Origin of the sequence: Nocardia sp. CS682 (assembly GCF_004634405.1) — a bacterium.
Classification (GTDB): domain Bacteria; phylum Actinomycetota; class Actinomycetes; order Mycobacteriales; family Mycobacteriaceae; genus Nocardia; species Nocardia ninae.
In genome coordinates this window covers 5,563,677-5,587,516 of the sequence record NZ_CP029710.1, presented here as the reverse complement: position 1 = coordinate 5,587,516, position 23,840 = coordinate 5,563,677, and the positions used below count along the sequence as shown (strand labels likewise).

General features: G+C 67.5%; 18 protein-coding genes. 9 read left to right on the top strand and 9 right to left on the bottom strand.

The window, feature by feature from the left end; translation table 11 throughout:
- Window positions 1-2 precede the first annotated feature (2 nt).
- The 3 genes from nbtC to DMB37_RS25135 are packed head-to-tail and all read right to left on the bottom strand — an operon-like array spanning window position 3 to window position 5,173.
- Entirely contained in the window at window positions 3-3,083 is a 3,081-nt protein-coding gene (gene nbtC, locus DMB37_RS25145) for a nocobactin polyketide synthase NbtC (protein WP_135234781.1), read from the bottom strand.
- The gene (locus DMB37_RS25140) at window positions 3,076-4,398 is read right to left on the bottom strand and encodes a polyketide synthase (protein WP_135237818.1); all 1,323 of its coding nucleotides are present in this window, start codon (window positions 4,396-4,398) and stop codon (window positions 3,076-3,078) included. The genes nbtC and DMB37_RS25140 overlap by 8 nt, the downstream gene beginning before the upstream one ends.
- A gap of 19 nt (window positions 4,399-4,417) precedes the next feature.
- The gene (locus tag DMB37_RS25135; RefSeq protein ID WP_135234780.1) at window positions 4,418-5,173 is read right to left on the bottom strand and encodes a thioesterase II family protein; all 756 of its coding nucleotides are present in this window, start codon (window positions 5,171-5,173) and stop codon (window positions 4,418-4,420) included.
- 250 nt (window positions 5,174-5,423) lie between these two features.
- Here DMB37_RS25135 and DMB37_RS25130 point away from each other — a divergent pair, with 250 nt between their 5' ends.
- Complete coding sequence (locus tag DMB37_RS25130) at window positions 5,424-6,095, top strand: GNAT family N-acetyltransferase (protein WP_135234779.1); 672 nt, start codon at window positions 5,424-5,426, stop codon at window positions 6,093-6,095.
- A 21-nt stretch (window positions 6,096-6,116) separates the two neighbouring features.
- On the opposite strand, the gene DMB37_RS25125 is transcribed toward DMB37_RS25130, so the two are convergent.
- Window positions 6,117-7,394, bottom strand: coding sequence for a SidA/IucD/PvdA family monooxygenase (locus tag DMB37_RS25125; RefSeq protein ID WP_135234778.1), 1,278 nt, complete (start codon window positions 7,392-7,394; stop codon window positions 6,117-6,119).
- Window positions 7,395-7,543: 149 nt separating this feature from the next.
- Between DMB37_RS25125 and DMB37_RS25120 the strand changes: the two genes are divergently transcribed.
- The 3 genes from DMB37_RS25120 (at window position 7,544) to DMB37_RS25110 (ending at window position 10,413) form a co-directional block, all read left to right on the top strand.
- Window positions 7,544-8,023: a hypothetical protein gene (locus DMB37_RS25120; RefSeq protein ID WP_135234777.1), complete on the top strand. Its 480-nt coding sequence runs from the start codon at window positions 7,544-7,546 to the stop codon at window positions 8,021-8,023.
- Window positions 8,024-8,137: 114 nt separating this feature from the next.
- The gene (locus tag DMB37_RS25115) at window positions 8,138-8,839 is read left to right on the top strand and encodes a siderophore-interacting protein (RefSeq protein ID WP_135234776.1); all 702 of its coding nucleotides are present in this window, start codon (window positions 8,138-8,140) and stop codon (window positions 8,837-8,839) included.
- Window positions 8,840-9,000: 161 nt separating this feature from the next.
- On the top strand, window positions 9,001-10,413 hold the full coding sequence (locus DMB37_RS25110) for a hypothetical protein (RefSeq protein WP_135234775.1): 1,413 nt from the start codon (window positions 9,001-9,003) through the stop codon (window positions 10,411-10,413).
- A gap of 54 nt (window positions 10,414-10,467) precedes the next feature.
- Here the strand turns inward: DMB37_RS25110 and DMB37_RS25105 are convergent, their stop codons facing one another.
- The 3 genes from DMB37_RS25105 to DMB37_RS25095 all read right to left on the bottom strand — a co-directional run bounded on the left by DMB37_RS25105 (window position 10,468) and on the right by DMB37_RS25095 (window position 14,781).
- Window positions 10,468-12,204, bottom strand: coding sequence for an ABC transporter ATP-binding protein (locus DMB37_RS25105; protein ID WP_135234774.1), 1,737 nt, complete (start codon window positions 12,202-12,204; stop codon window positions 10,468-10,470).
- Window positions 12,204-14,051, bottom strand: a complete 1,848-nt coding sequence (locus DMB37_RS25100) for an ABC transporter ATP-binding protein (RefSeq protein WP_135234773.1) — start codon at window positions 14,049-14,051, stop codon at window positions 12,204-12,206. The genes DMB37_RS25105 and DMB37_RS25100 overlap by 1 nt, the downstream gene beginning before the upstream one ends.
- A 118-nt stretch (window positions 14,052-14,169) precedes the next feature.
- A complete protein-coding gene (locus DMB37_RS25095; protein WP_135234772.1) occupies window positions 14,170-14,781 on the bottom strand; it encodes a maleylpyruvate isomerase N-terminal domain-containing protein in 612 nt (203 codons plus the stop codon).
- 503 nt (window positions 14,782-15,284) lie between these two features.
- Here DMB37_RS25095 and DMB37_RS25085 point away from each other — a divergent pair.
- The 5 genes from DMB37_RS25085 (at window position 15,285) to DMB37_RS25065 (ending at window position 20,816) form a co-directional block, all read left to right on the top strand.
- Entirely contained in the window at window positions 15,285-15,740 is a 456-nt protein-coding gene (locus DMB37_RS25085) for a TIGR03667 family PPOX class F420-dependent oxidoreductase (protein ID WP_135234770.1), read from the top strand.
- Between the two features lie 13 nt (window positions 15,741-15,753).
- Window positions 15,754-16,332 (top strand): putative glycolipid-binding domain-containing protein, encoded by a 579-nt coding sequence (locus tag DMB37_RS25080; protein ID WP_135234769.1) that lies wholly within the window; start codon window positions 15,754-15,756, stop codon window positions 16,330-16,332.
- Between the two features lie 45 nt (window positions 16,333-16,377).
- Window positions 16,378-17,307 (top strand): RluA family pseudouridine synthase, encoded by a 930-nt coding sequence (locus tag DMB37_RS25075; RefSeq protein ID WP_135234768.1) that lies wholly within the window; start codon window positions 16,378-16,380, stop codon window positions 17,305-17,307.
- A gap of 210 nt (window positions 17,308-17,517) precedes the next feature.
- The gene (locus tag DMB37_RS25070) at window positions 17,518-18,261 is read left to right on the top strand and encodes a CPBP family intramembrane glutamic endopeptidase (protein ID WP_135234767.1); all 744 of its coding nucleotides are present in this window, start codon (window positions 17,518-17,520) and stop codon (window positions 18,259-18,261) included.
- Between the two features lie 290 nt (window positions 18,262-18,551).
- Window positions 18,552-20,816, top strand: coding sequence for a hypothetical protein (locus DMB37_RS25065; protein ID WP_135234766.1), 2,265 nt, complete (start codon window positions 18,552-18,554; stop codon window positions 20,814-20,816).
- Window positions 20,817-20,933: 117 nt separating this feature from the next.
- Here DMB37_RS25065 and DMB37_RS25060 read toward each other — a convergent pair whose 3' ends face one another.
- Both DMB37_RS25060 and DMB37_RS25055 read right to left on the bottom strand, forming a co-directional pair.
- The gene (locus DMB37_RS25060) at window positions 20,934-23,090 is read right to left on the bottom strand and encodes an MMPL family transporter (RefSeq protein WP_135234765.1); all 2,157 of its coding nucleotides are present in this window, start codon (window positions 23,088-23,090) and stop codon (window positions 20,934-20,936) included.
- Window positions 23,091-23,123: 33 nt separating this feature from the next.
- A complete protein-coding gene (locus tag DMB37_RS25055; protein ID WP_167768931.1) occupies window positions 23,124-23,582 on the bottom strand; it encodes an EXLDI protein in 459 nt (152 codons plus the stop codon).
- Window positions 23,583-23,840 lie beyond the last annotated feature (258 nt).

Sequence of the window (23,840 nt, the reverse complement as noted above, 5' to 3'; positions counted from 1 at the left end):
GCTCAGACGTTGCTATCGGCCATCAGGCGCACGACGTCGTCCAGCGACGCACCGCCCAGGATCGCGGCCACCGGAAGATCGCGGTTCAGTTCAGCCTGCACCCGCTTACGCAGATCCAGTGCTTGCAGGGAGTCGAGGCCGAGGGCGATCAGCGGGACGGATCCGTCGATCACGTCGGAATCCGCTGCCCCCATTACTTTTTCGAGTTCGATGCGCATCTGTGTGGCCAACGATGGGGCGTTCGCCGCCACGGTGGCGACCGGTGCCACGGCGGCGACCGGTGCCGCAGGCTCGACCGGCGGTGCGGCGGACAGCGCAGGTACCAGCCCGGCCACCGCCGAACCGTGTCCGTACACGCTCAATATCTGGTGCAGCAGCGACCAATCCGCTGAACAGACCACCGCGTCGCCCGGCTGATCGGACAGCCCCGCCGCGACGGCGGCAGTCGGTTCCATCGGGATCACGCCCGCGCTCGACACCCGGGACGCACCGGCCTCGTCCAGCTGGCCCACCACCTCCCACAGGCCCCACTGCAACGAGACGCAGTCGATGCCCTGCGCCCGCAGCCGGCGCGCGGTCACGTCGAGCATCCGGTTCGTCACCGCGTAGAGGATCTGCCCGCGCCCGCCCATGGTGGCCGCGAACGACGAACACAGCACCACCCGGCAAGCCTCGATCCGGGCTACTTCAGCCAGCACGTGATCGAGGCCGACGAGCTTCGATCGAGCGGCAGTCGCCACCATTTCCGCAGTGATGTCGGCCAATTCGGCGTCGACATAGTTGACCGCAGCATGGATCAGCAGGCTGACGGGTCGGCCCGCGCTGTCCTCGGCGTACCGGCGGACAGCCGCCGCATCGCTGATGTCGCAACGGGCGACGACGATCTCGGCGGTACCGAGACCTCGGATCCGGTCCAGCTGGCCTGCTACCGCCTCGGACGCACCGGTGCGGCTCAGCAGCGTGATCCGCGCGGCCCCGGCGCGGACGTAGTGTTCACAGAACCGCAGCCCGAGTTGCCCGGTGCCGCCGACGATCAACACGTGCTCGAGGTCCGCTGCGGCTCCCGGCGCGGACGTATCGGGCCGCAGCCGCTTGACGTAGGTGCTGCCCGCGCGCAAGGCCAGCTCGGGCTCGCCTGCGGTATGCAGCGCGCCGATGATCCGGATCGCTTGCTCGGCAGCCGCTTCCGTGGCCGCGAGGTCGAGGTGGCGCAACCGCACCTCGGTGTACTCGGTAGAGACGGCGCGGAATCCGGCGCTGACCGACCCGTGGAACAGGTGCGGCGCCGGATCATTCGGCACGACGGCTTCACCACCGACCGTCACCAGCCAACATTCGGTACCGGGCCGCAAGCTCGGCAAGCCGTGCGCCCATGCACTGCCGGCGAAGAAGTCGGTGAGGTCGGCGACCGAACCGGCGCTGTCGGTCTCCGGCATCGGTGGCAGCAGCACCACCGCGGTATCGAACTCGCCGAGCGCTGTGCCGTCGACCGCGGCAGCGGTCGCACCGTGCCGGTCTGCCGCGGAAACCATGGCGGACACCAGCTCTGCGCACCGGCCGGTGTGGTCGATCAGCGCGATGCTGCGTGGCGGAACCAGCGATCGACGGTCCAGCCGCGCCCAGTGCTCGACCAGACGTAGCGGCTTCGGCGGCTCGTTCGGCACCGATGGCTCGGCTCGGGCGGCCGGGTCGGCTGGGTACGGCGCCCACAGCTTCTTGGGATTCATCCGCGTTGCCGGGAAGTCCCGCAACGGCAGCGAGACCGTGGTCGAGGTGCGCAGCGCCGCCCACCGGTAGTTCAGATCGTGCACCGCGACGGTAGCCAGATTGCGAGTGAACTCACCGAGTCCCGTCGCGGTGCGCCGCGACGTGCCGAGCACCTGCACGTCGCGTGGGGGCAGCATCGGATCGCGCGGAACCAGAGTCAGGTTCTCCTGGACGGCCAACTGCAACATCGGGTGCTCGGAGATCTCGATGAACATGTCGATGCCGTCGGTGGCCGCCGCGACGATGGCCCGGTCGAACCGGACCCGGTTGCGCAGGTTCCAGTACCAGTACTCCGCCTGGGCCAGATCGGGGGTGATCGGCTCGCCGAGTGTGGCTCCGTAGCAGGGGATCTCGGCGGGGGCGAAGTTCGGGCTGCTCAGTTCGTTCCCCATGAAGTTGCCGACCTTGCGGCCGATCTCGACCACCATGGAGGTGTGCGCCGGGTAGGCCACCCGGATCTCCTTCGCGAACTGCCCGCGCGCGGTCGCGGTGGCCACCGCGTCGACGATGGTCGCCCGGTCACCGGAGATGGCCAGGATGTGTGGCGAGTTGACCACGGACAGCTCAGCCCAGCCGGAGTGCCTGGCCAGCAACGCTTCACAGGCTTCGCGATCCATCCCGAGCACGGCCATCGAGTAGCCGTCCGGCCCGAGCTGATCCACCAGCATGGCCCGATGGGTGACCACCAGCACCGAATCACGCAGCGTCATCACACCGGAGACCGCGCCGGCCGACAGCTCGCCCTGGCTGTGGCCGATCGTCGCGGCCGGGCTGACCCCGGCCGCCTGCCACATCGCGGCGAGGCCGGTCATCTGAAACAACAGCGCAGGCTGCACCACCTGGACGGTGTCCTCGAACCGGCCCTCATCGCCGAGCAGGTAGTGCAGCGGCTGCGCGTGGCCGTATCGGTCCTCGAAGATCGTCGCGCATTCCTCGATGGCCGCGCGAAACGTGGGCGAGCAGTCGTAATAGAGCCGCCCCATGCCGGGGCGCTGACTGCCCTGACCGGGAAAGATGAAGCCGATGCGATGCGCGCGAGCCGCCCCTGCCGTCGCAACCACTGCCGGATGCTCGGCTCCGATGGCGATCGACCGCACCGCGTCGCGGAGTTCCTGGTGGGTGGTCACCATGGCGAGCGCGCGCCGTCGCCGGGCGACGCGAGTGCGAAATATCATGTCCGCCACCCGATCCGGGGACACGGCGGGGTGTTGCTCGAGGTAGGCCAGCAGCGCCGCGGCCTCGGCGCGCAACCCGTCGTCGGTATCGGAGGACAGCAGTACCGGGATGGTGCCGTCCGGCAGTCGATAGTCAGACATCGGTTTCCTCCAGCACGGGCATCGCCAGGATGGCGTGCGCGTTGGTACCCGCGACACCGAACGAGGAGACGGCGCCGTAGCGGACACCGGCTACCGGTTCCCAGGTCTCGACGTCGGTGGCGAGTCGCAAGCTCGTTGCCGCCCAATCGATCTCGGTGGTCGGACGGTCCGCGTGCAGACTCGGCACGACGGTGCCGTTCGCGCCGCACAGCAGCACCTTGATCAGGCCGAGCATCCCCGCGGCCGCCTGGGCATGCCCGGCGTTCGACTTGACCGAACCGAGCCACGGCCCGTCGGTGCCGCGCTCAGTGGTCCCATAGGTTTTCGCCAGCGCGGTCAGCTCCAGCGGGTCGCCGACCGGGGTGCCCGTGCCGTGGCCCTCGATCACCCCGACCGCGTCCGCCGCGATCCCCGCCGCGGCCAAGGTGTCGCGGATCAACCGCTCCTGTGCCTGCGCGCTGGGCACCGCGATCGGCGCACCTTTGCCGTTGTGATTGATCCGCGAGCCGAGCAGACGCCCGTAGACGCGGTGGCCGAACTGCCGTGCCCGCGACTCGCGTTCCAGCACAACCACCCCCGCGCCTTCGCCCCAGAGCGTGCCGGTCGCGTCGGCGGCGTACGAACGGCAGTGGCCGTCGGCGGCGAGGGCGTTGTTCTTCGAGAATTCGTAGAAGGCGGCGGGCGAGCCCATCACGCAGACGCCGCCCGCCAGTGCCCACTCGCATTCGCCCGCGCGGATGGCCGCGGCGGCCTGATGGACTGCGGTCAGCGACGACGCGCAGGCGGTGTCGACACTGATCGACGGGCCGATCAGGCCGAGCGAGTGCGAGATTCGGCCTGCCACCGCACCGAGCGCCGAGCCGGTGACCCGATACCCGCTGAAGTCGTTGACCTCCGCCGCACGCGGGCCGTACTCGCTGGCGGATACGCCCATCCAGCATCCGGCCGAATCACCATCCAGCGCACCGGGATTGATCCCAGCGTGCTCTAGCGCCTGCCAGGCGACGCGCATCGCGACCCGCTGCTGTGGATCCATCGCGACCGCTTCCCGTGGCGTGATGCCGAAGAACATGGGGTCGAATTCCGTTGCACCGGTGAGAAACCCACCGGCATCACGGACATCGCTCCAGCCTTCGATATTTCCCAGCGCGAGAACTTCCGCTATCGGCCATTCCCGATCGCGCGGAAATCGTCCTATCAATTCACGGGACTCGACAAGTACTTCCCACAGCCCGGACAGGGTATCGATACCGCCCGGCGCCTCTACTGCCATTCCGACGACGACGATCGGATCATCCGTGCTCGAGGTACTCATCATGTCCTTCGTTCGACCGCTAGGCGATCGCGCTGGTAGCCGACACAAGCAATTCAGCGATGCCGTCGATATGGTCGTTCAGGTAGAAATGTCCGCCGGTGAACACGGTCACCTGGACATCCGCGCGGCTATGGGCCGACCACGCATAGAGATAGCGCGGCGTGATGAACGGGTCCTCGTCACCGCCCAGCACCTGGATCGGCGCATCGATTCGCACGTCCGCCGCACAGGAGTAGGCATCGAATGCCCGGTAGTCGGCCTTCATGACCGGCAAGGCCAATTTCATGATCTCCCGGCTGGCCAGCACCTCACCGCCGGTGCCGTTGAGCACGGCAGCATGGTCGAGCAATGCTTCGTCGTCGTCCGGATGGTCGGGCAGTTCAGCGACCTTCGCGGGCGCGGCCGTCGCCGAGGGCACCAGAAGCCGGACATTCATGCCCGCGGCCTCGGCCAATCGGACGAACTCGAATCCGACGATCCCACCCATGCTGTGCCCGAAAACGGTGATCGGCAGGCCACGGTTGTGCACCGAAGCCCGAAAGGCCTCGAAGGCGCCGGCCGCGATCTCCGGCAAGGTCGCCAGCGCCGCCTCACGGGCGCGATCCTGACGACCAGGGTATTGGAAGATCACCACATCGAAATGTGCACTGAGCCGCTTGGCCATCACTCGATAAGCAGAGGCGCCGGTACCCGCGTGCGGAAAGATCAGCAGTGGCGGTAGTGAATCAGAGCTCGGCGCCTGGAATTGCCGCAGCCAACCGAGTTCCCGTGCCATGCCCTACTCCTACCCATCGCGGATATTGCACCGGCGGTCGTTACCACGCGACGCGCACACGACCCGAAATGGCCGCCACGCATTAGCGAGACGTCCGATGCTGCCGAAATACTCGGTACGCCAGAGAAATCGCCAGTTCGGTGCGATATGGATGACGCCGCGTGCCCGGCCGGCCCAATCTTGCAGCGTCAGCTTAGCGTAGGCTACCCTAATGGCGATAGTGACTTAGGTAACGGACGAACGGAGCACCATGCCGAGGAATGGAACGGGGACGCCGTACGTCTTTCCCCGCGAGCTGACCGACATTTCCGACAGTGTTCGCGAAGCTCCCGAACCGGTGGTGCCGAGTTTCTCCGAGCCCTATTCGCTGCGCCTGATCGACCCGGACAGCGCCGACCCCGAGACGCTCGCCGAATGGATGGCTCGCCCGCATCTGCTCGAGACCTGGGAGCAGCCGTGGTCGGCGGACCGGCGGCGGATCGACAGCAGGGCGCAGCTGGCCGGAACCTACTCGCGGCCCTGCATTCTCGGCTTCGATTTCGCCGCCGTCGATCGACCCGACCTCGGCCGTAGGGATGTCGCGTATGTCGAGCTGTACCGCGCCGCGAAGGACGAGATCGCCAAACTGTACGAAGCCGACGCACTGGACATGGGCTTCCACATCGCCACGGCGGACCCGAGCCTGGTGGGCCGGGGCGTCATGTCGACGTGGATCGGCCGGCTGGCCACCGAGGTGTGGCGCGCCGAGCCGCAGTGCCGACGGCTGATGTGCGATCCCGACTATCGGAACCTGCCGATGCGTAAAGCGTTGCAGAAGAACGGCTGGAGCCATCTCGGCGAGTTCGACATTCGCCCCGATCGCCGGATCTCGCTGCACACCCTCCCGCGTGAACCCGGGGATATGCCGGCCCTGCGGCGCTGACCGCGTAGGCACGGCCGATCCTTACCGAACCACCAGGCGCCGGGCACCGGATCCGGCACGAGCCGGCTCCGGGCTCAGCACCCGATCCGAAAGCTCCCCCAGGCAGCTCAGATTCGGAAACCCCGGCCCCTGCGCGAGTGCCGCGAGGTTGGGCAGATACAGCTTCGACGCCAGCCCGGACACCGCCAGGTCGTAGCCGATGGACGACTCGAGCCGCGACTGGGTGAGCGGGCCGCCGACGGCGAGCTCGAGTAGATCCGTTGCGTAGGAGTCGAACAGCTCGAGGAACCACAACGGCTGGCCGCCGGTGGCATCGATCGCCAGGTCGAAAGTGTGCACCTGATCCGCGCGCAGTTCGTTGCGCAGGGTGACGGCGACCCCGTCCGCGTGGTCGGCGACGCGCACCACTCGGCCCTGCAGATGATGGACTCGGTTGTCCCCCAGCAGGTTTTCCTGCACCCGCACCGAGAAGACGCCGCGGTCGGTGCGGCGGATGACATCTCGGCGCTCCTGCATGCTCAGCGCCGCCCATTTGCTCGGATCGCTGAAAAGCGCGTTCTCGAAATAACTTTCGCCCCGGGTATAGATGGTCGCCATCGGCGAGATCACCGAGATGGTCAACATTTCGTGCCGGACCAACTCGTCCAGGGCGGACCCGGCCGTCTCGCCGCCGCCGATCACTGCGGCCCTGGACGCCGCAGGCAGTGCGCGACGCCCGGCGAGTTCCCAGAACTCGGCGATACTGAGGATGCGCGAGTGCTCGGCCAGCGTCCTGGTGCTGCGCCCCGGCCCGGTGATCATCAGCCCGTCGGCGGTCAGCTCGGTGTCGCGACCTTCGGCGTCGGCCACCGAGACCGACCATCCGTTGTCCCCCTGCCGGATCGACCGCACCGTGCCGATGACCAGGTCGAGGTCGATCGCGCGGGCGACCCACTGCAGGTACCTGGCCCAGGTGTGGTGGTGCGGACTCGGGCGCCCTCGATCGATCCACTCGGCGAAGGTGCCGTGCTCGACCAGGAACGAGGTCCAGCTGAACTCCTTCATAGCCGCGTTGATGGCCTGGTTGCGACCACGTGCCCAGGTCGAGCGATACGGGAAGCCGATGTCCTTTTCCGGGCTGGTGCCGAGCCGGTGCTGCCCGTCGGTCCAGCCGCCGCTGGGGAGCCAGTTGCCGCCGACGGCATGCGCCTCGACCACCACCACCCGCGGTGCAGGCAGTCCGAGATTCCGTAAGACGTGCGACTTCGCCGCCACCGCAAGGGCTTTCGGCCCCGCGCCGACTACCAGAAGTGTTTCCACCGGTTCTCCACTCTCGCGCGCAGTGTCATTGAGGTTGCGTTCGCGCCCACAACGACAATCCCCACCCAGCTATGTTTGCGTAGGCTTACCTTATATTGCGAGAGGGTCGGCCGCACAGTGGCATCACACGAAACGATTGGATGGACAGAATGCTCCGCACCACAACAAAGAAGTCTGCGTCGTTGATCGCGCTCACCGCAGCAACTCTCATCGGCGCCTTCGGCTCTGCCGCGACCACGGTCCCCGCAGCCGCAGCGCCGATCGTCGCCCCGATGCATGCCAGCGCACCCGGCCCGGGTGAGCTGAAGGCGAAGCTGCAGGTCGTTCTGAACACCGGCGCGGGGCGGGCCGCCCGTGCCGCCGAACTCGAAGCAGGCGAGGCAGGCCTGCCGCTCGCCGATCAGGTCGGCACCGCCATGGCGGCCACCCCGCCCAGCTTCCGGTGGACCATCCTCGGCCCGGTGACCGTCAACGGCGATATCCTCGGCGCCACCCTGCAAACCGCGGTCGATGGCTATGACCCCTTCCATTTCGATCTCACCTGGAAGAACATCGACGGCACCTGGAAGCTGACCCGCGAGGCGCAATGCACCATCGCCAGCGTCGCTTTCCTGCCCTGCACCGTGTAAATAACTGCGCTACAACGGAAATGGCCTCCCGCGCACCGGAGGCCATTTCCGGCTGCCGCAGTGTGGCCTACGACACACGAGATTACCCGATATTATTAGGTTAGCCTTACCCACATGGGTAGAGGATTCGAAGGCTTGATGCTGAAGGCGTGGCGCGCCGAGGACTACCGACTCACCGTCACGTCGACCGAGACCATCACGGACAAGTTCGTGCGGCTCGGCTTCTCCGCCGGGGGGCTGCTGGAAGACCACGCCGTTCATCCGACGCAGTGGGTCCGACTGTGGATTCCCAACGGTGAGAAGGAACACCAGCGGGGCTACACGCTGGTCGACCCGGATCCCGCGGGTGACCGCTTCTGGATCGACTTCGCGATACACAACGGCCCGGCCGCCGTCTGGGCGCAGAACGCGACTGTGGGCACCCAGATCGATGTGTCGGTGCTCGGTTCGGACTTCCAGCTACCGGATCCGATGCCGAGCGAGTTCGTCGTCTTCGGCGACACGGCGTCGCTGGCCGCGATCAACTCGCTGCTGGACGCGATCGGCGACACCCCGGCCCGCGTGTGGCTGGAATGGCAGTACGAGTCCGACACGACGCTGCCGGTACGGAACAAGCCGCAGCACCAGGTGACTTGGCTGCAGCGCGTCGACAACGGGCGACTGCTGCGCGAACAGGCGCAGCGGCTGGAGATCCCGAAGGACGCGTTCGCCTGGGTGGCCTGCGACGGCCACACCACGCGTTCGATCGTCAAGTCGCTCAAGACGACCCACGGCCTGCCCAAGACCTCGATCAAGTCGCAGGCCTACTGGAAGTAGATCGCCGGCGGTATCCGACGGGGTAGCCACTCATCCCCGAGGATGACCTCGATCGCGACCAGCTGTCGACGCGCACGCGGCAGTAGTTGCCGCACGCTGGTACTCAGGGCCGGTCCCGCGGACATCCGCACGACCGGCGCCGGAGTGGAGGTCAGCGACGCATGTCGATCATGGATGTTCTGCTGGCGCTCGGTGCCATCGCATTCGCGGTGACGGCGGTCGCGTCCCGGCGGGTCGCGCGCCGGGTGGCCCCGGTGGTGGTGCCGGTGCTCGTCGTCGGCTGTGTCGTCCAGTGGTGGGTCGAGGAGTTCTACTGGCAGTTCGCGCCGACGTATGTGCTGATCGCGGTGACGGGCGGACTCGTTGTCGCGCAGGCGAAGTGGCCGGGCGACGCGACGGCGACCCGTGCGCGGCGGTTACCCCTGGTACTGGCGCGCGGTGGTGTCGGGGTACTCATGGTGCCCGCCGCGCTCGCCTGGTCGGTGGTTCCCATCCCCGACCTGCCGCGACCGACCGGGCCATATGCGGTGGGTACCGAGATCTTTCGCTGGGTCGACCGGGACAGGCCGGAGCCCGCAACGGCTTCGGCCGACGATCAGCGCAATGTCATTGTGCAGGCCTGGTATCCGGCGGATCCGGCGGGCAACGGTCGACCCGCTGTGTATCTCGACGGGCTGAATCAGCTGCCGGAGCAGGTCACGGTGCTGCCAGGCCTACTCATGCGCGGCTATCACCGCGTCGATACCCATGCTCGGCTGAACCTGCCGGTCAACCCGGACCGGGCCCGCTGGCCCGTCGTGCTGTTCTCGCCCGGATACGGTGCGCCGCGCGCCTTCTACACCGGATTGATCGCCGATCTCGCGAGCCGGGGCTTCGTGGTGCTCGCCGTCGATCATCCCTACGAGGTCGCGATCACCGAACTCGCCGACGGCACCATCGCGACGCCACGGCAACAGTTCCCGGACAACGACCCGGACGGATCGCGCTATATGAGCGGTCAACTCGATGTCCGAGCGGCGGATCTGCGCTTCGTGGTCGATCAGCTGCGGCGCCCGGATACGTGGGGGCCGCGCCTGTCCGGCCGCCTCGACACCGAACATGTTGCCGCCGTCGGTCACTCGTTCGGTGGCGCGGCCGCGGCGGCCGCGCTGGCCGGCGACCCCCGCTTGGCGGCCGCGGCGAATATCGACGGCACGTTGTACGGCACGCTGCCCCAACGGTCGCTGCGGAAGCCTTTTCTGTTGGTGCAGAGCGATTATGCGGAGACGGACCACTCCGAGCAGTTCCTGGACGGCAACGGATCATTGCTCGCCCGGTCCACCGCGCCTGGCTTTCGGTTCGAGATCGCCGAGGCCAACCACTACAGCTTCACCGACGCACCGCGCTTCCTCGCCGATCCGGCCCGGTTCCTGGCGGCGCAGTTGATCGGCGGCGCGCGTGGGCCAAGGGAAACTCAGCGGGCCACCAACGACATTCTGGTGGCGTTCCTGCAGGAGCCGCTCGGGGCGGGGCGTGCCGATCCCGGTGCTGCGGCGGCACGCTACCGGGACATCCACGGCGGGCCGGTGCGCTGAACGCCAGAACCCTTGCGCCGAAATCGAGTCCGAGCGGTTGGCGTCGGCGGCGGCTCAGACCCCCGCGGGTTCCAGCCGCCATCCGGCCGCGCGGGAGCGTTCGTTCCAGAAGTCGGCGTAGCGACCACCAGCGGCCAAAAGCTCACTGTGCGTGCCGCGTTCGACTATCCGACCGCCGTCCAGGAACAGGATCTGGTCGGCGTGCGCGATGGTGGCGAGCCGGTGCGCGACGACGATGACCGTTCGGTCCCTGGTGAGTTCGTGCATGCCGCGCACCACCACCGCTTCGCTGTGCGGGTCGAGCGCGCTGGTCGCCTCGTCCAGCAGCACGATCGGGGCGTCCTTGAGCAAGGCGCGGGCGATGGAAACCCGTTGCCGCTCACCGCCGGACAACGCCGCACCACCCTCACCTACCAGCGTGTCCCAGCCGTCCGGGAGCCGTTCGACGATCTCGTCGACCCGCGCGGCTTCGGCGGCCCGGCGCACGTCGGCGTCGGTGGCGTTCGGTTTGCCGATGCGGATGTTGTCCGCCACCGACTGGTCGAACAGGTACACATGCTGAAAGACCAGCGACAGCTGGTCCAGCAACGTCTCCGAGGGTTGTTCCCGCACATCGTGCTCGCCGACCACGACTCGGCCGGCGTCGACGTCGTAGAACCGGGCCACCAGCCGCAGCAGGGTGGTCTTACCCGCACCGCTCGGGCCGACGATCGCGGTGGTGGTGCCGGCGGGCACGCTGAACGTCAGGTCGGTGACGACCGGCTCCCCTGGCCGGTAGCCGAAGCTCACCTCGTCGAACACGACTGCCGCAACGCCGGGCGTCACCGCGGTCTTCGCCTCGGGCAATACCGGTTCCGCGAGCAGCGTGCCGACCCGATCCGCGGCCGCCGCGGCGGAGCGCAGCGCATTGGCAAGCTGCGCAGCCTGATTCAGCGGTTCGATGAACCGGGAGCTCACCGCGATCAACGCGATGGCGGCGGCCGCTGAGATCGCGCCCTCGGTCATCCGGCCCACGGCGACGTAGACCAGGATGAGAAAGACCGCCTGCACGAACAAGCCGAACACGATCAAGCCGGGCACCGTCGCGAACATGAGCCGCGAGAGCGCGGACCGCTGCCCGAGCAGCGCCGCCTCCAGCGCACGGTTGCCGGCCCCGACCGCACCGAAGGCCCGCAGCACCGGCTGTGCCTGCGCGAACTCCAGCACCCGCGCGTCCGCTTCGGCCGCGGCCGCGTGCATCCGCGCATCGGAGCGGGTGTAGGCCCGGTTGGCCAGGCTGTTGATCGCGTACAGCACGGGCGCCGCGAGCAGCATGGCGACCGAGATGCGCCAGTCGATGAACAACATGCCCACCGCGACACCCAGTGGCACCAGGATGCTGGTGATCACCTTGGTCAGCAGATAGGCGACCAAACCCTGGATTTCCCGGACATTTTCGACGACGATCCGGGACAGCACGCCCGCACTCTGCGACTCGAACCAGCCGAGCGGCAAGGCGTTGAGGTGATCGCCCAGCCGGGTCTGCAGTCCGCGCTGCATGCCGACGCCGATGCGCAGGCCGATCACGGCCTGCACGAAGCCGAACACGACGACGGCCGAGACCGCGGCCACCATCCACAGCGTCCACATCCAGGCGCGGGCCAGATCGTCGTCGAACAATGCTTCCAACACCGGCACGAGCAGCAGATAAGCCGCCGCCTGGCTCAGCGCCTGTGCGACGATCGCGGCGAGCAGTTTCGGGGTCAGCGGATCGAATTCGGCTGGTACCAGCCCGAGTACCTTGCGAATCATCAGTGCTCCTCCGTCTCGGCGAAGGCGATCGCACCGAGGGCCGCCTCGTTGATTTCCCACAGCCGCTGATAGGTCCCGCCCGCGTCGCGCAGGGTGCGATGGTCGCCCTGCTCGACGAGTCTTCCGTTCTCCAACACCAGGATTCGGTCGACGCCGGTGATGGTGTGCAGCCGGTGCGCGATGACCAGGACGGTGCGCCCGGCGACCAGCACCGCGAGCGCGTCCTGCACCGCCGCTTCGGATTCCGGGTCGGCGAAGGCGGTCGCCTCGTCGAGCACCAGCACCGGTGTGTCGGCCAGCAGCGCGCGAGCGATCGAAAGCCGCTGCGCCTCACCGCCGGACAGGACGGCGTCGACCCCGATCTCGGAGTCGTAGCCGCGCGGCAGCGCCGTGATGCGGTCGTGGATCTGGGCGGCGCGGGCCGCCCGGGCCAATGCCGCGTCGTCAGCGTCCGGCCGGGCCAGCAAGAGGTTGTCGCGGACGGTGCCGCCGATCAGCCGAACGTCCTGGAAGACGAAACCGACGGTGCGATACAGCTCTTCGGTCGAGTAGTGCCGGATATCCCGGCCGCCGATGGTGATCCGGCCGGAGCCGACGTCATAGAACCGGGGCAACAGCTTTGCCAGCGTCGACTTGCCCGACCCGCTCGGGCCGACCAGCGCCGTCAGGGTGCCCGGTGTGAGTTCGATGTCGATGTCGCGCAGGACATCATGGTCTGTGCGATAGCCGAACGTGACGCCCTCGAAACGCACGACACCGGCCGGGCCGGCTGCCGGCTGATCCGAATCGGGTGCGTCCGTGGGCAATTCGGGCGTCTGCTGTAGCTCGTGCAGCCGGACGGCGGCGGCACCGGCGGTGCGCAGCGCCTGCGTGCCGTACCCGAGCCCGAGCAGCGCGCTGCCCAAACCCAGTCCGACCAGCAGGAATGGCAGCACATCCACCGGTTCCACCCAGTGCAGGCCGACGCCGACGAGGCCGGCCAGCACGATCACCAGCATCACGAAGACCGGCGCGACCACCAGATCGGAGCCGGATTGCAGCCGGATCATCGGGGTCTTCAACCGGTCGAGGCTGGCTGCCTGACCGTCCACCGCCTCCTGGAATACGCTGTGCGCCTTGCCCGCCTGGCCGAACGCCCGCACCACCTGGATGCCGTCGACGAACTCGATGGTCGCCTCCTGGGTGCGGCGCTCCCAGCGGTTGTAGACCGTCAATCGGTCGCGGGCGTCCTGATCCAGCATCCTGCCGTAGGTCACGGCATACGCGACCAGCGGAACGAGCAGCACCAGGGCGAGCCGCCACTCGACGGTGAACAGGTAGCCGAGGGTGACGAGCGGGACGGTGAGCGCACCGACGAACTCCAGTCGCGCGTGCGCCACCAGGTAGTGCAGCGCCTCGACGTCGTCTTGCAGCAGCTTCTTCACCGCACCGGCAGAGCGATCGCCGAACCAGCCCAGCGGCACCCTGGTCAATTTGGCCGCGAGCAGCCTGCGCAGCGACAGCTGGTAGTCCGCGTCGACCAGATGCGACCAGGTCAGCGCCGCCGCTTGCAGCAGGCCACGCACGACGAGCACGACAACGGCAACAAGGAGCAGCCGCCAGACCCGATCGGTATCGACCTGGTCGGCCAGCAGTTCCCGGCAGGCCTCGACGATCAGCACGAACGGCAGCACGGTGCACACCGAGGCGATGGCCACGATGACGCTCGCGAGGGTGAGCGCCCGTCGCACGGGCGCCAGGATCTCCTTACGCGCCAACGCTTCCGCCTTCTTGCGCGCTTGCTGTGCCGCGCGCGGCGGCCGGTTCCCCGTCTCCGCCACGGGTAGCGGCGCGACCTCCACCGTCATAGTTCGTTGCCTCTCGCCATCATCAGTGCCTCCCCCGAACCGGCTCATCGTCACACAGCACGAGCCAAGAAGATAGGTTAGCCTAACTTTGCTGGAATGCGGGTTTGCCGACGGTCGGCTATCGCATAACCGGCAGCACCGTGCTCGGACTCCGCCCGGTCGCGGCCTCGATGAAGTCGACCGGGTCGGGCACGGCGGCCAACACCTGCGCGACGCCGCGCAACGTGGCCTGCGGCACCGGCGGGCCACCGATCGCCGCGATCAGATCGAGCAGGTGCACGGTGACGTCGACGATGGCCACCTCGAGCAATGCCTGATAGGTCACGGCACCGAGGTGCGGATGCGGCAGCACGGTGGCCGGGTCGATAGCGCCGAGTTCCGCCAGCGCCCGCGGGCCGTCCTCGGCGAAGCGGCGCAGCAGTGCGTCGGTGTCGATATGCTCCGCCGTTTCACTGGCCTGCACGGCGATGTCGTCGGCTGCTGTGTGCGCTAAACCGCCGGGGGCGTTGAAGATTCGCAGGATCTCCGCTCCGTTTTCGGCTGCGGGCGGGCCCGTCACCCTGGCGTCCCGCATCGTTGCCATGATCGCGGGATCGGGCGCTACATGCGCGAACAGCGCGCGCACCGACCAGCCGGGCAGTCGTGTCGGCGTCGCCCATTGTTCCGCTGTCAGAACGGCCCCACGTTCGGCCCATGACCGCCAAAGTTCGTCCAGCATCTCGGTGTTCATTCGACCTCTTTCAGAAATGCGCGCGTTTTATCGCCGAATAGCTTGTCGCGCTGCGGACTTGCTCCGGTTACCTGCGAAAACGGTTTCGTACACAAGGCTTTCCGATGCCCATCGCCTCGGGGAACGCTCCATGAACAGCGGCTCGACCAGGCCCGATAGCGCGGATACATGGCTAGCTTTCACCATACGGAAACACCACATTGGAGTCGTGAATATGTTTGTTACACGGATCATTTCCACAATTTCGCCGTGTTCTGCCGACCCGGGCGCGCTGACACCGGATCAGGCCCACCGCGCCATGCAGGTGCATTTGAACTGCAGCGTGGATATGTGCCGAATGCGCCGCCGAGCACGCCGGACGTTGGTGGAAGCCCGGCGGATGGTCCTCGACGAGCGAGCGACGCCGTAGCCCGATTGCGCACCCACCCGGGACAGTCCGGGACCGCGACGGCCGAAATGCGCCGATCAGGAATCGTCCCGGCTGTCGCGGCGTTGTCCCGAGCATGACCACAACGGCCTCCGAACGATCCGCTGCCGCCCCCGTCGTCGACCCGAGCACCCCCTTCGGGGCCAAGGTCGCCGAGCGCCTCGCCAAAGAACCCGTCATCTGGCTGACCACCGTCGGGGCGTCCGGCACACCGCAACCCAACCCGGTCTGGTTCCAGTGGGGCGACGACGAGTTCCTGCTGTTCAGCAAGCCGGACCAGGCCAAGCTGCGCAACCTCGCCCGCAACCCGCGCGTTTCGCTGAACTTCAACGCCACCGAGTGGGGCGGCGATGTCGTCGTGTTCACCGGGACCGCCCGCATCGATGACGTGGCCGCCACGCCCGACGAAATCGCTACGTACACAGCGAAATACACCGACGGCCTGAAGGACATCTCGATGACCGCCGAGCAGTTCTTCACCGAATACTCCGCTGTGGTCCGGATTCGCCCGGATCGCCTGCGCGGCTTCTGAATTCGCGCCGGTCATGTTCGAGCCCGCACCGCCGTCGGCCGCCTGGCAGCATCGCGGCGCGCGCACCGGTTTCGAGATCGCCTACTTCAAGGTGACCGAGAGCGGCGTGCAGATCGACGGCTGCACCACGGCGGTCGAGGACGGCCGCGCATGGGCGGTGGACTATCAGCTCACCCTCGACCCGTCGTGGCACACCCGGCGAGCCAGGGTCGCGACCCGGCGCCCCGGCGGCTGGCACACGGTCGCGCTGGACACCGATGGTGCGGGCAATTGGACGGTCGACGGTTTGCCGCAGGCCGGCCTGAGCGGTTGCCTCGATGTCGACCTGGCGGCTTCGGCACTGACCAACGCGTTCCCGGTGCACCGCCTCGGCCTCGACGTCGATGCGACGACCGATGCGCCGGCGGCCTACGTGCACGCCGTCGGATTGGAAGTGACCCGGCTGGAGCAGGTCTACGGCCGGATCGCCGACGACGGTCCGCACCAGCGGTTCGCCTACCAGGCACCGCAGTTCGATTTCCGTTGCACGCTCACCTATGACGAGTCCGGTTTCGTCCTCGACTACCCGGGCATCGCGGTGCGCGCCCACTGACCCGGGAGCGCGCGGCGAAACCCCCGGCGACTAGGGTCGATGCCGATGAGAAGGCGGCAGCAACCGCCGTTGCCGAAGCGGCACGGCCTGGACCCGGCCCGGCTCCGGCTGCCGGAGGACGGCGACTGGGCGACGATTCGCGACCATTTGGTCGAGCGACTGCCAAGGGTGGATCCGGCCCGGATCGATGAGTTGCTGCGCGACGGCGGGATCGTGGATCTCGACGGCCCGATCGGGCCGGACGCGCCCTACGTTCCCGGCGGCGCGGTGTGGTTCCACCGCGACCTGCCGGTCGAGACGCCGGTGCCGTTCGACCTCACCATCGTGCACCGCGACGACGACCTGCTCGTCGTGGACAAACCGCACTTCCTCGCGACCATTCCGCGCGGCCAGCACATCCTGCAGACCGCGCTGGTGCGGTTGCGCCGCGACCTCGAGCTGCCGGACCTGATCCCGGCGCATCGGCTGGATCGGGTGACGGCCGGGCTGGTGCTGTTCATCATCAACCCGGCGCGGCGCGGGGCGTATCAGACGATGTTCCACAAGCGGACCGTCCGTAAGGAGTACGAGGCGATCGCGCCGTACGATCCCGCGCTGAGCCTGCCGCGCGTCGTGCGCAGCCGGATCGTGAAAGAGAAGCACGTGCTCGCGGCGCAGGAGGTCGACGGCGAGCCCAATGCCGAGACCTCGATCGAGTTGGTCGAGCACCGCGACGGGCTCGGCCGGTATCGGTTGCGCCCGTTGACCGGTCGGACCCATCAGCTGCGGCTGCACATGAACGGCCTCGGCGTCCCGATCCTCGGCGACGACTTCTATCCGGTGCTGACCGACAAACCGGTCGACGACTTCACCCGACCGCTCCAGTTGCTCGCCGCGTCGCTGGAGTTCACCGATCCGATCAGCAACCTGCCGCGCCGGTTCGAGACCACCCGGAAGCTGCAAGCCTGGACCGATCCAGTGGGATGGGCCGGCTGACAAGCACTGGCAGTCAGCCGGCCCGGGGCGCCCGCCGCGGTGGCTCAGGCCACGTCGAGCGCGGCTCCTGTAACTGAAACAAGTTCTAGTCACAGTAACCGGTGCGACGCGCCACCACATCGAGACCGATGAAACCGGCCGATTCGGGTATCCCGACCACAAATGACCGACCACGCGGCGGGACCCGCGCCCATCCGTACACTGGGCGGGATGCTCGCACAGGACCTCGCGGAAACCACGCCGCCCCGCCACAAATTGCATGCATATGCCGACGTGGCCGTGGTTGTCGTAGTCCTGGCGGGGACCAATCTGATCGCGCACTTCACCACCGCCTGGGCCAGCATTGTGACCGTCCCCGTGGCCGCCCTCGTGCTGCTGGCGTTGATGCGCCGCCGCGGCATGAATTGGCATGAATTCGGCCTCTCCCCCCGGCACTGGCGACGCGGCACGCTCTACGCGCTCGGCGCGGTCGGCGTGGTGCTCGCAGCGGTGGCCATCGGGGCGGCGCTGCCGATCACCCGGCCGTTCTTCCTGGCCGATCGCTACGCCACCATCTCCGGCGCGCTGATCGCCTCGATGATCGTGATCCCCTTGCAGACCGTGATTCCCGAGGAGCTCGCATTCCGTGGCGTACTGCACGGCACACTCGATCGGGTCTATGGCGCGCGCGGCGTCTTCGCCGCGGGATCATTGCTTTTCGGGTTGTGGCACATCGCCTCGTCGCTGGGTTTGACCAGTAGCAATCGCGGACTTTCCGGATTCGTCGGCGGGGGTGTCCTCGGGCAGATCATCGGCATTCTGCTCGCCGTGGTCGCTACCGCGGCCGCCGGTGTCGTCTTCACCTGGCTGCGCCGGCGCAGCGGCAGTTTGCTGGCGCCGATCGCGCTGCATTGGTCGGTCAATGGTGCGGGCGCGCTGGCTGCTGCCATCGTTTGGCATACAACTATGAATTGAGCAGCTGTGCTGGTCGATCGGGTGCACACCCTTCCCATCACACGCGCTGACGAAATCGCGCACGTCGCTTAGGAATTCCCCACCCTGCGTGCCGCCGTTTTAGACCCCATTTCAGCCCGAACCCAACGGCGTGTTGCTTCAAGCGGCGTGTCACGCGAACGTCCGAGATATTCGCACTGGTTTTCGAGCGTCGGCATTGACCTCGGCCGGTGGCCGGTTTAGCCTCATTGCGATCACACATACGTTCGAGCAAGTAGGTCTGTTGACGATCTGCTCCGGGAAGGCTCGCGATGCGCGACGAACAATCCACCGGTAGTTCCGAGATCGCCGCGTTGGCGCAGCGGGTCGAGACGGCCCGTGGCAAATTGCCGCTGCAGCACGACACGGCGCTGTTCGAGGTGTTGTCCGAGAGGGAGATCGGGGCGGAACGCGAGCTCGCGGAATGGGTTCGGGCGCAGCGGCGTAAGCAGCGACGACGGGCGGTCGAAGCAGAGCTGGCCGCGGAGAAGCGAGATCGCCGGACGGCGGCCAAGATTCGGCGGGCCGACGAGGCGGACGAGCGGTGGCATCGGCGGGCGCTGGCCGCACGCAGGCGGGTGTCGAGCGAGGACGCGCGACTGGCCCAGCTCTACCGGCGCGCCGAATGGTCGTCGCGGGCGCTGATCGCCGTCGTCGTGCTCGGCATGGTGTGGGCGGGTGTGAACGTGCAGCACAATCTGGTGCCCAGCGGCGACATGTCCGATCCGCTGTACTGGTTGAGCTACGGGATCGAGGCGATGATCTCGATTCCGATCATCACCATCATGGTCGCCGCGACCACCGCCGCCCGCTGGGGACGCGAGCTCGCCCGCGGCAAGGTGATCTTCTTCGAGACCGCGCTGCTCGGCACCACCATCGCGTTGAACGCCGGGCCGCATCTGGCCACGGGTTCGTTCGGGCGCGCCGCGGAATACTCGATCGCGCCCATCATGGTCGGCGTCGTGATCTGGTTGCACGCGTGGGTTTCCGCGCGCTATGCGCTGCTCATCGATGGTGCGCCGGTGGTGGACCGGGACGTGCCGGTTCGGCACCGCGTCAGCGAACGGGATTCGCGCGTCGGGCTCACCGTCGATGCGCCGGATGATCGGCGGTGGTTGCTCGGGGGAGTCGATTCCTACGAGGCGACGGTCGCTGCTCGCGTGCCTGGAGCCGAACGAGTGGACGCGGGATCGATGGGTGTCGATCGGCAGTCGGCGGAACCGCGGAGCGCTGAGCCGGAGCCGGCGACCAGCAGTCATGCGGTGTCGTCGTTCTCGGCCGACACTGCCCAGCGTGGGCCGTATGCGCCCGCTGAAGGCTCTGGGCCCGCGCTCAACGGGCACGCCCCGCGCTCGGTTTCGGCTGAAGATCAACGCGAGTCTGCTCCGGCACCGGTAGCGAACCATTCCGCCACCAACGGCCAAGTCACCACCAACGGCCGTGTCGCAGCGCCGTTCTCGGCTATCAACGGCCATCCACTGCCCGTCGAGTTGCGCGACCCGCGTACCGCACCGCCCATCAACACTGCAGGCTCCGCGCCCAACAGGTCTGTGCTGCACGCCGATTCGGCCGACAGCGCACCTCGGGACGCGGTCACCGACGACGAGCGCATCACGTCAACGCATGGTCGGCCGGTCAACGGCGCCACACCGCCCAACGGCACCGCACAAACCATCGACCACTCCGCTGACGGTGGTCATGTCGCACGGCCGAACGGGCACACCCCCCAAACCAGCGGCCATGCGTTGACCAACGGTCATGACGCCACCGACGGTCACGCCATTCCCGACGACGGCCGGCCCACGTCAACGAATGGTCGGCCGGTCAACGGCACCGCCCGCACCACACCCCTCAGCGGCGACACCGCACACGTCAACGGCCGCACCGTCGACGGCGGCCGGACGCCGACGAACGGGCAGGCCACGCACAACGGGCACGCGATGCCGCTGTTTCCGATCGACGATATGCCGCGTGAACCCGCCGATTCCGGACCCACCGCGCCGGCACCCGGCCCCATCGCGGACGCGTCGCTCGGCGACGAGCCAGAAGAGCCTCACCCTGGTGACCCCATTCGGAAGGCCGCAGCAACGATCGCCGACACTGTCGCACAGGCGATCTCCGGGGAAACGGTTTCTCGCCCCACGACCAGCCGCCGAAAGTCGGCCTCCTCCAGCATCTCCGATGTCGAGATCGAACAACTCGTCTTCGAGGAGAACCCTGAACCGCCGCGCCCCAGCCAGCGCACCGAGCCTGCCAGTATTGTCGGGCGCGCTCCCTTCGCGGACATCGAGCCGGAGCTCCCCGACGATGCGGACGAGATCGATGAGGACGACGAAATCACCGCTCTCGCACACGAGATCGCACGTCGCGGAATGTCGAATCTCTCCGTCGAGCAACTCGCCGAGATCCTTCGTCTCGCCGACGAATCCTGGTTGACGCCGGGCATCGCCAACGAGGTCGGCGTCTCCCGTGCGGCCGTAGCCCGCGCGGTGGAGGCGGGGATCAAGGTCCGCCGTCCCTTCGCCATCAGCGGCTGATCTCGCGCGGGTTATTCTCGCTGGACAGCAGCAGGGCTGCCCTCCGGAGTTACCAGAGGGCAGCCCTTTTCGTTGCGGTTACCGGTGCTCGACCATTTCAGGCACTGCTCGGCACGGTCAGCGTGCGGTCGGTGCCGTCACCTCGTTGGTGTCGTATGCTCCCCGCTCCGCAGACGTACCGGGCTTCTCGTCACCATGCCCCGGCCACCACGCTCGGTGCCCGAGCAACGCCGTCAGCGCCGGGGTGAAGAACATCGCCATCACGAAGGCGGCGATTCCGATGCCGACCGAGATGGCGAACCCCATCTGCGAGAGAACGTTGTTGCCCGCCAACATCATCGAGGCGAAGGTGCCGGCGAGGATCAGGCCTGCGGCCGCGACCGTCGGACCGGTGTGCTGCACACCGAGCGCCGCCGCTTCCCGCGTATCGCGCCCCTCCCTGGCCTCTTCGCGCAACCGGGCCACCATCAGGATGTTGTAGTCCGTGCCGAGCGCGACCACGAACAGGTACATGATCACCGGCAGCGTGAAGATCAGGCCGGTCTCCCCCTGGATGTGCTGGAACACCAGCACCGCGGCGCCGAGCGTGGCGGCGAAACCGAGGAACACCGACGCCATCAGATACCACGGCGCGACCAGACTGCGCAGCAGCAAGGCCAGCACGATCATGATCAGGATCGCCGCCACCGGGAACACGATCGCGTAGTCGTGGTTCATCGCGTCCTGGAAGTCGACGAAGATCGCCGTCATCCCGCCGACGGCGGCGGTCGTGCCTGCCGGCGCGGCCGCGTGCGCGGCGTCGCGCAACGGATTACGGACCGTCTCGATCGCGGCATCCGATTCCGGTGCGGAGGTGAGCGTCACCTGGAAGTTGGCGGTCGCCTTGTCCGCGGACAGCAGCGGCTCCGCCACCTGGCCGACGCCGGGCACCGCGATCAACGCCGTCCGGTAGGTCGCGAGCTGATCGCTGGTCAGCGCGCCATTGTCGGCCCGCAGCAACACGTCCGACGGCTGGGTGGCGCCGGCGGGCATGCCCTTGAGCAGTTCCTTGTTGTAGACCACCGATTCGGACGCATCCGAGGTCGAGCCCGAACTCAGATCGAAGGTCGGATTGAAGCCGACGGCCAGGATGCCCAGCGCGACGAGCACACCGCCGGAGACCACCGCGAAGGCGGCGGGACGACGGCCGAGAGCCGCACCGAGCGCCGCGAAACGCGCGCCCTTCGGCTCCGCCTGCCACGCCTTCGACGGCCAGAACACCTTGGTGCCCAACAACGAAACCACGGCGGGCACCAGGGTGAGACCGGCCAGCAGCGCCACCGCGACCGCGATGGCGAGCGCGGGACCGAGCGCCCGGAACATGCCCAGCGTGGACAGGGTCAGTGCCATGAACGCGATGATCACCGCGGCCGCCGCGGAGGTGATGGCCTCGCCGACCCTGGTGACGGCGCTGACCATGGCGGTCTTCGGATCTTCCCCCGCGCGCAGCCGTTCCCGGTAGCGGAACATCAGGAACAGGATGTAATCGGTGCCGACACCGAACAGCACGACCAGCAGGATGGCGTTCACCGAACTGTCCACCTTGAGGTCGAAGGCCTCGGCGGTCATCGCGATCAGCCCGCCGACCAGACTGGAGACGGCGCCGATGGTGACGATCGGCAGCAGCGCGATCACGGGGCTGCGGAAGATGATCAGTAGCAGCACGAGGATCAGGACGATCGTCGCGACACCGATGATGGCCATGCCCTTCTCGCTCGACTCCATCTGATCCAGCATCTGCGCCGCCTGACCGGTGACGCCCGCCTTCAGCTCGCCGCCTTGCACTTGCGTCTTCAGCGCGTCACGCAGCGCCTTGACCGCGTCGCTCTGGGTCGTGTCGCCCGCGCTGGTCACCTTCGTCAGCTGCACCGCGATGACCTGGATCAGCCGGTTCTCCGACGGCGGAATCGGCTGTAGCCCGGTGACATCCTTGATGTTGGCCGCGGTGAGTTTCGCGCCGATGGACGCCACCGCGGCGGTGTCGCTATCGCTCAACTGTGCTCCGTCGGAGCGGGCGAAGACAATCAGCGCCGCGGGCGCCGCACTCTGCGGAAAAGCCTGCTGTTGCATGTCGAGTGCCTGAATCGACTCGTAATGCGAAGGCAGGAAGTCGGATTGGTCGGTGGTCGATTTGAGCTGCGGCGCCGTCGCCACCACACCGACGATGATGAGCAGCCACAGGCCGATCACCTTCCACGGATGGTGCACGACCAACTGCCCGAGTCGAGCAAACATGGGAATGCGTCCTTTCGGTATCCGAGCCGCCGCTCAGATGTCGAGATCCTCGATAGGGGGGTGCGCGGAAGTGTCGGCGAGTGTGCGGAAGATCTTGGCGGGCACCCGCTCCCGCAGTTCCTCGAACGAATCCACCACCTCCAGCGTGCGGTCGCCCCAACTCTGATTGTCCAGGTCCACCCCGCCACGCCAGTTCTTCTTCTGCATCTTCTTCAATTCCTTGACCCAATCGGCCACCACCGAAAAATCGGTCCATTCCGCACTTTGCTTGTGCACCACGTACTTCCCCTTGCGGCTCGAATAAACCCGAACCAGTTCGACCCCCGCCTTGGTGATCTGCGTCGACTCCCCCAGCCGCCGCCCGACAAATCGCTGCACCCGCCCACTCCCGGGACCCACCTTCACTACGACTTCCCGAAACCCCTCCGGGTCCGCCTTCTCGAAGTCGACACCCCCCTCGACCACAACCGCCTGCACCGATTCGTTACTCATGACGACTCCATCCATACGTAAATGCGCATGCACGCATCGATCCAGAACCGGCGGACCCCTCATTCGCCCCGTCGGCCCAGATCCTCAGTCTCGATTTCCCCGGGCCACTGCGCATCAGCACCCGTCGCGACCACTATATGTAGATGTATACGTATAACGCAAGACCCGGTGCAAACCTGACCTCACCACCGATCACCACAGGGCAGCGGGACCTCGCTCCCCCACGGCACGGGGGCTACCGCAGCGGAGCGGAAGATA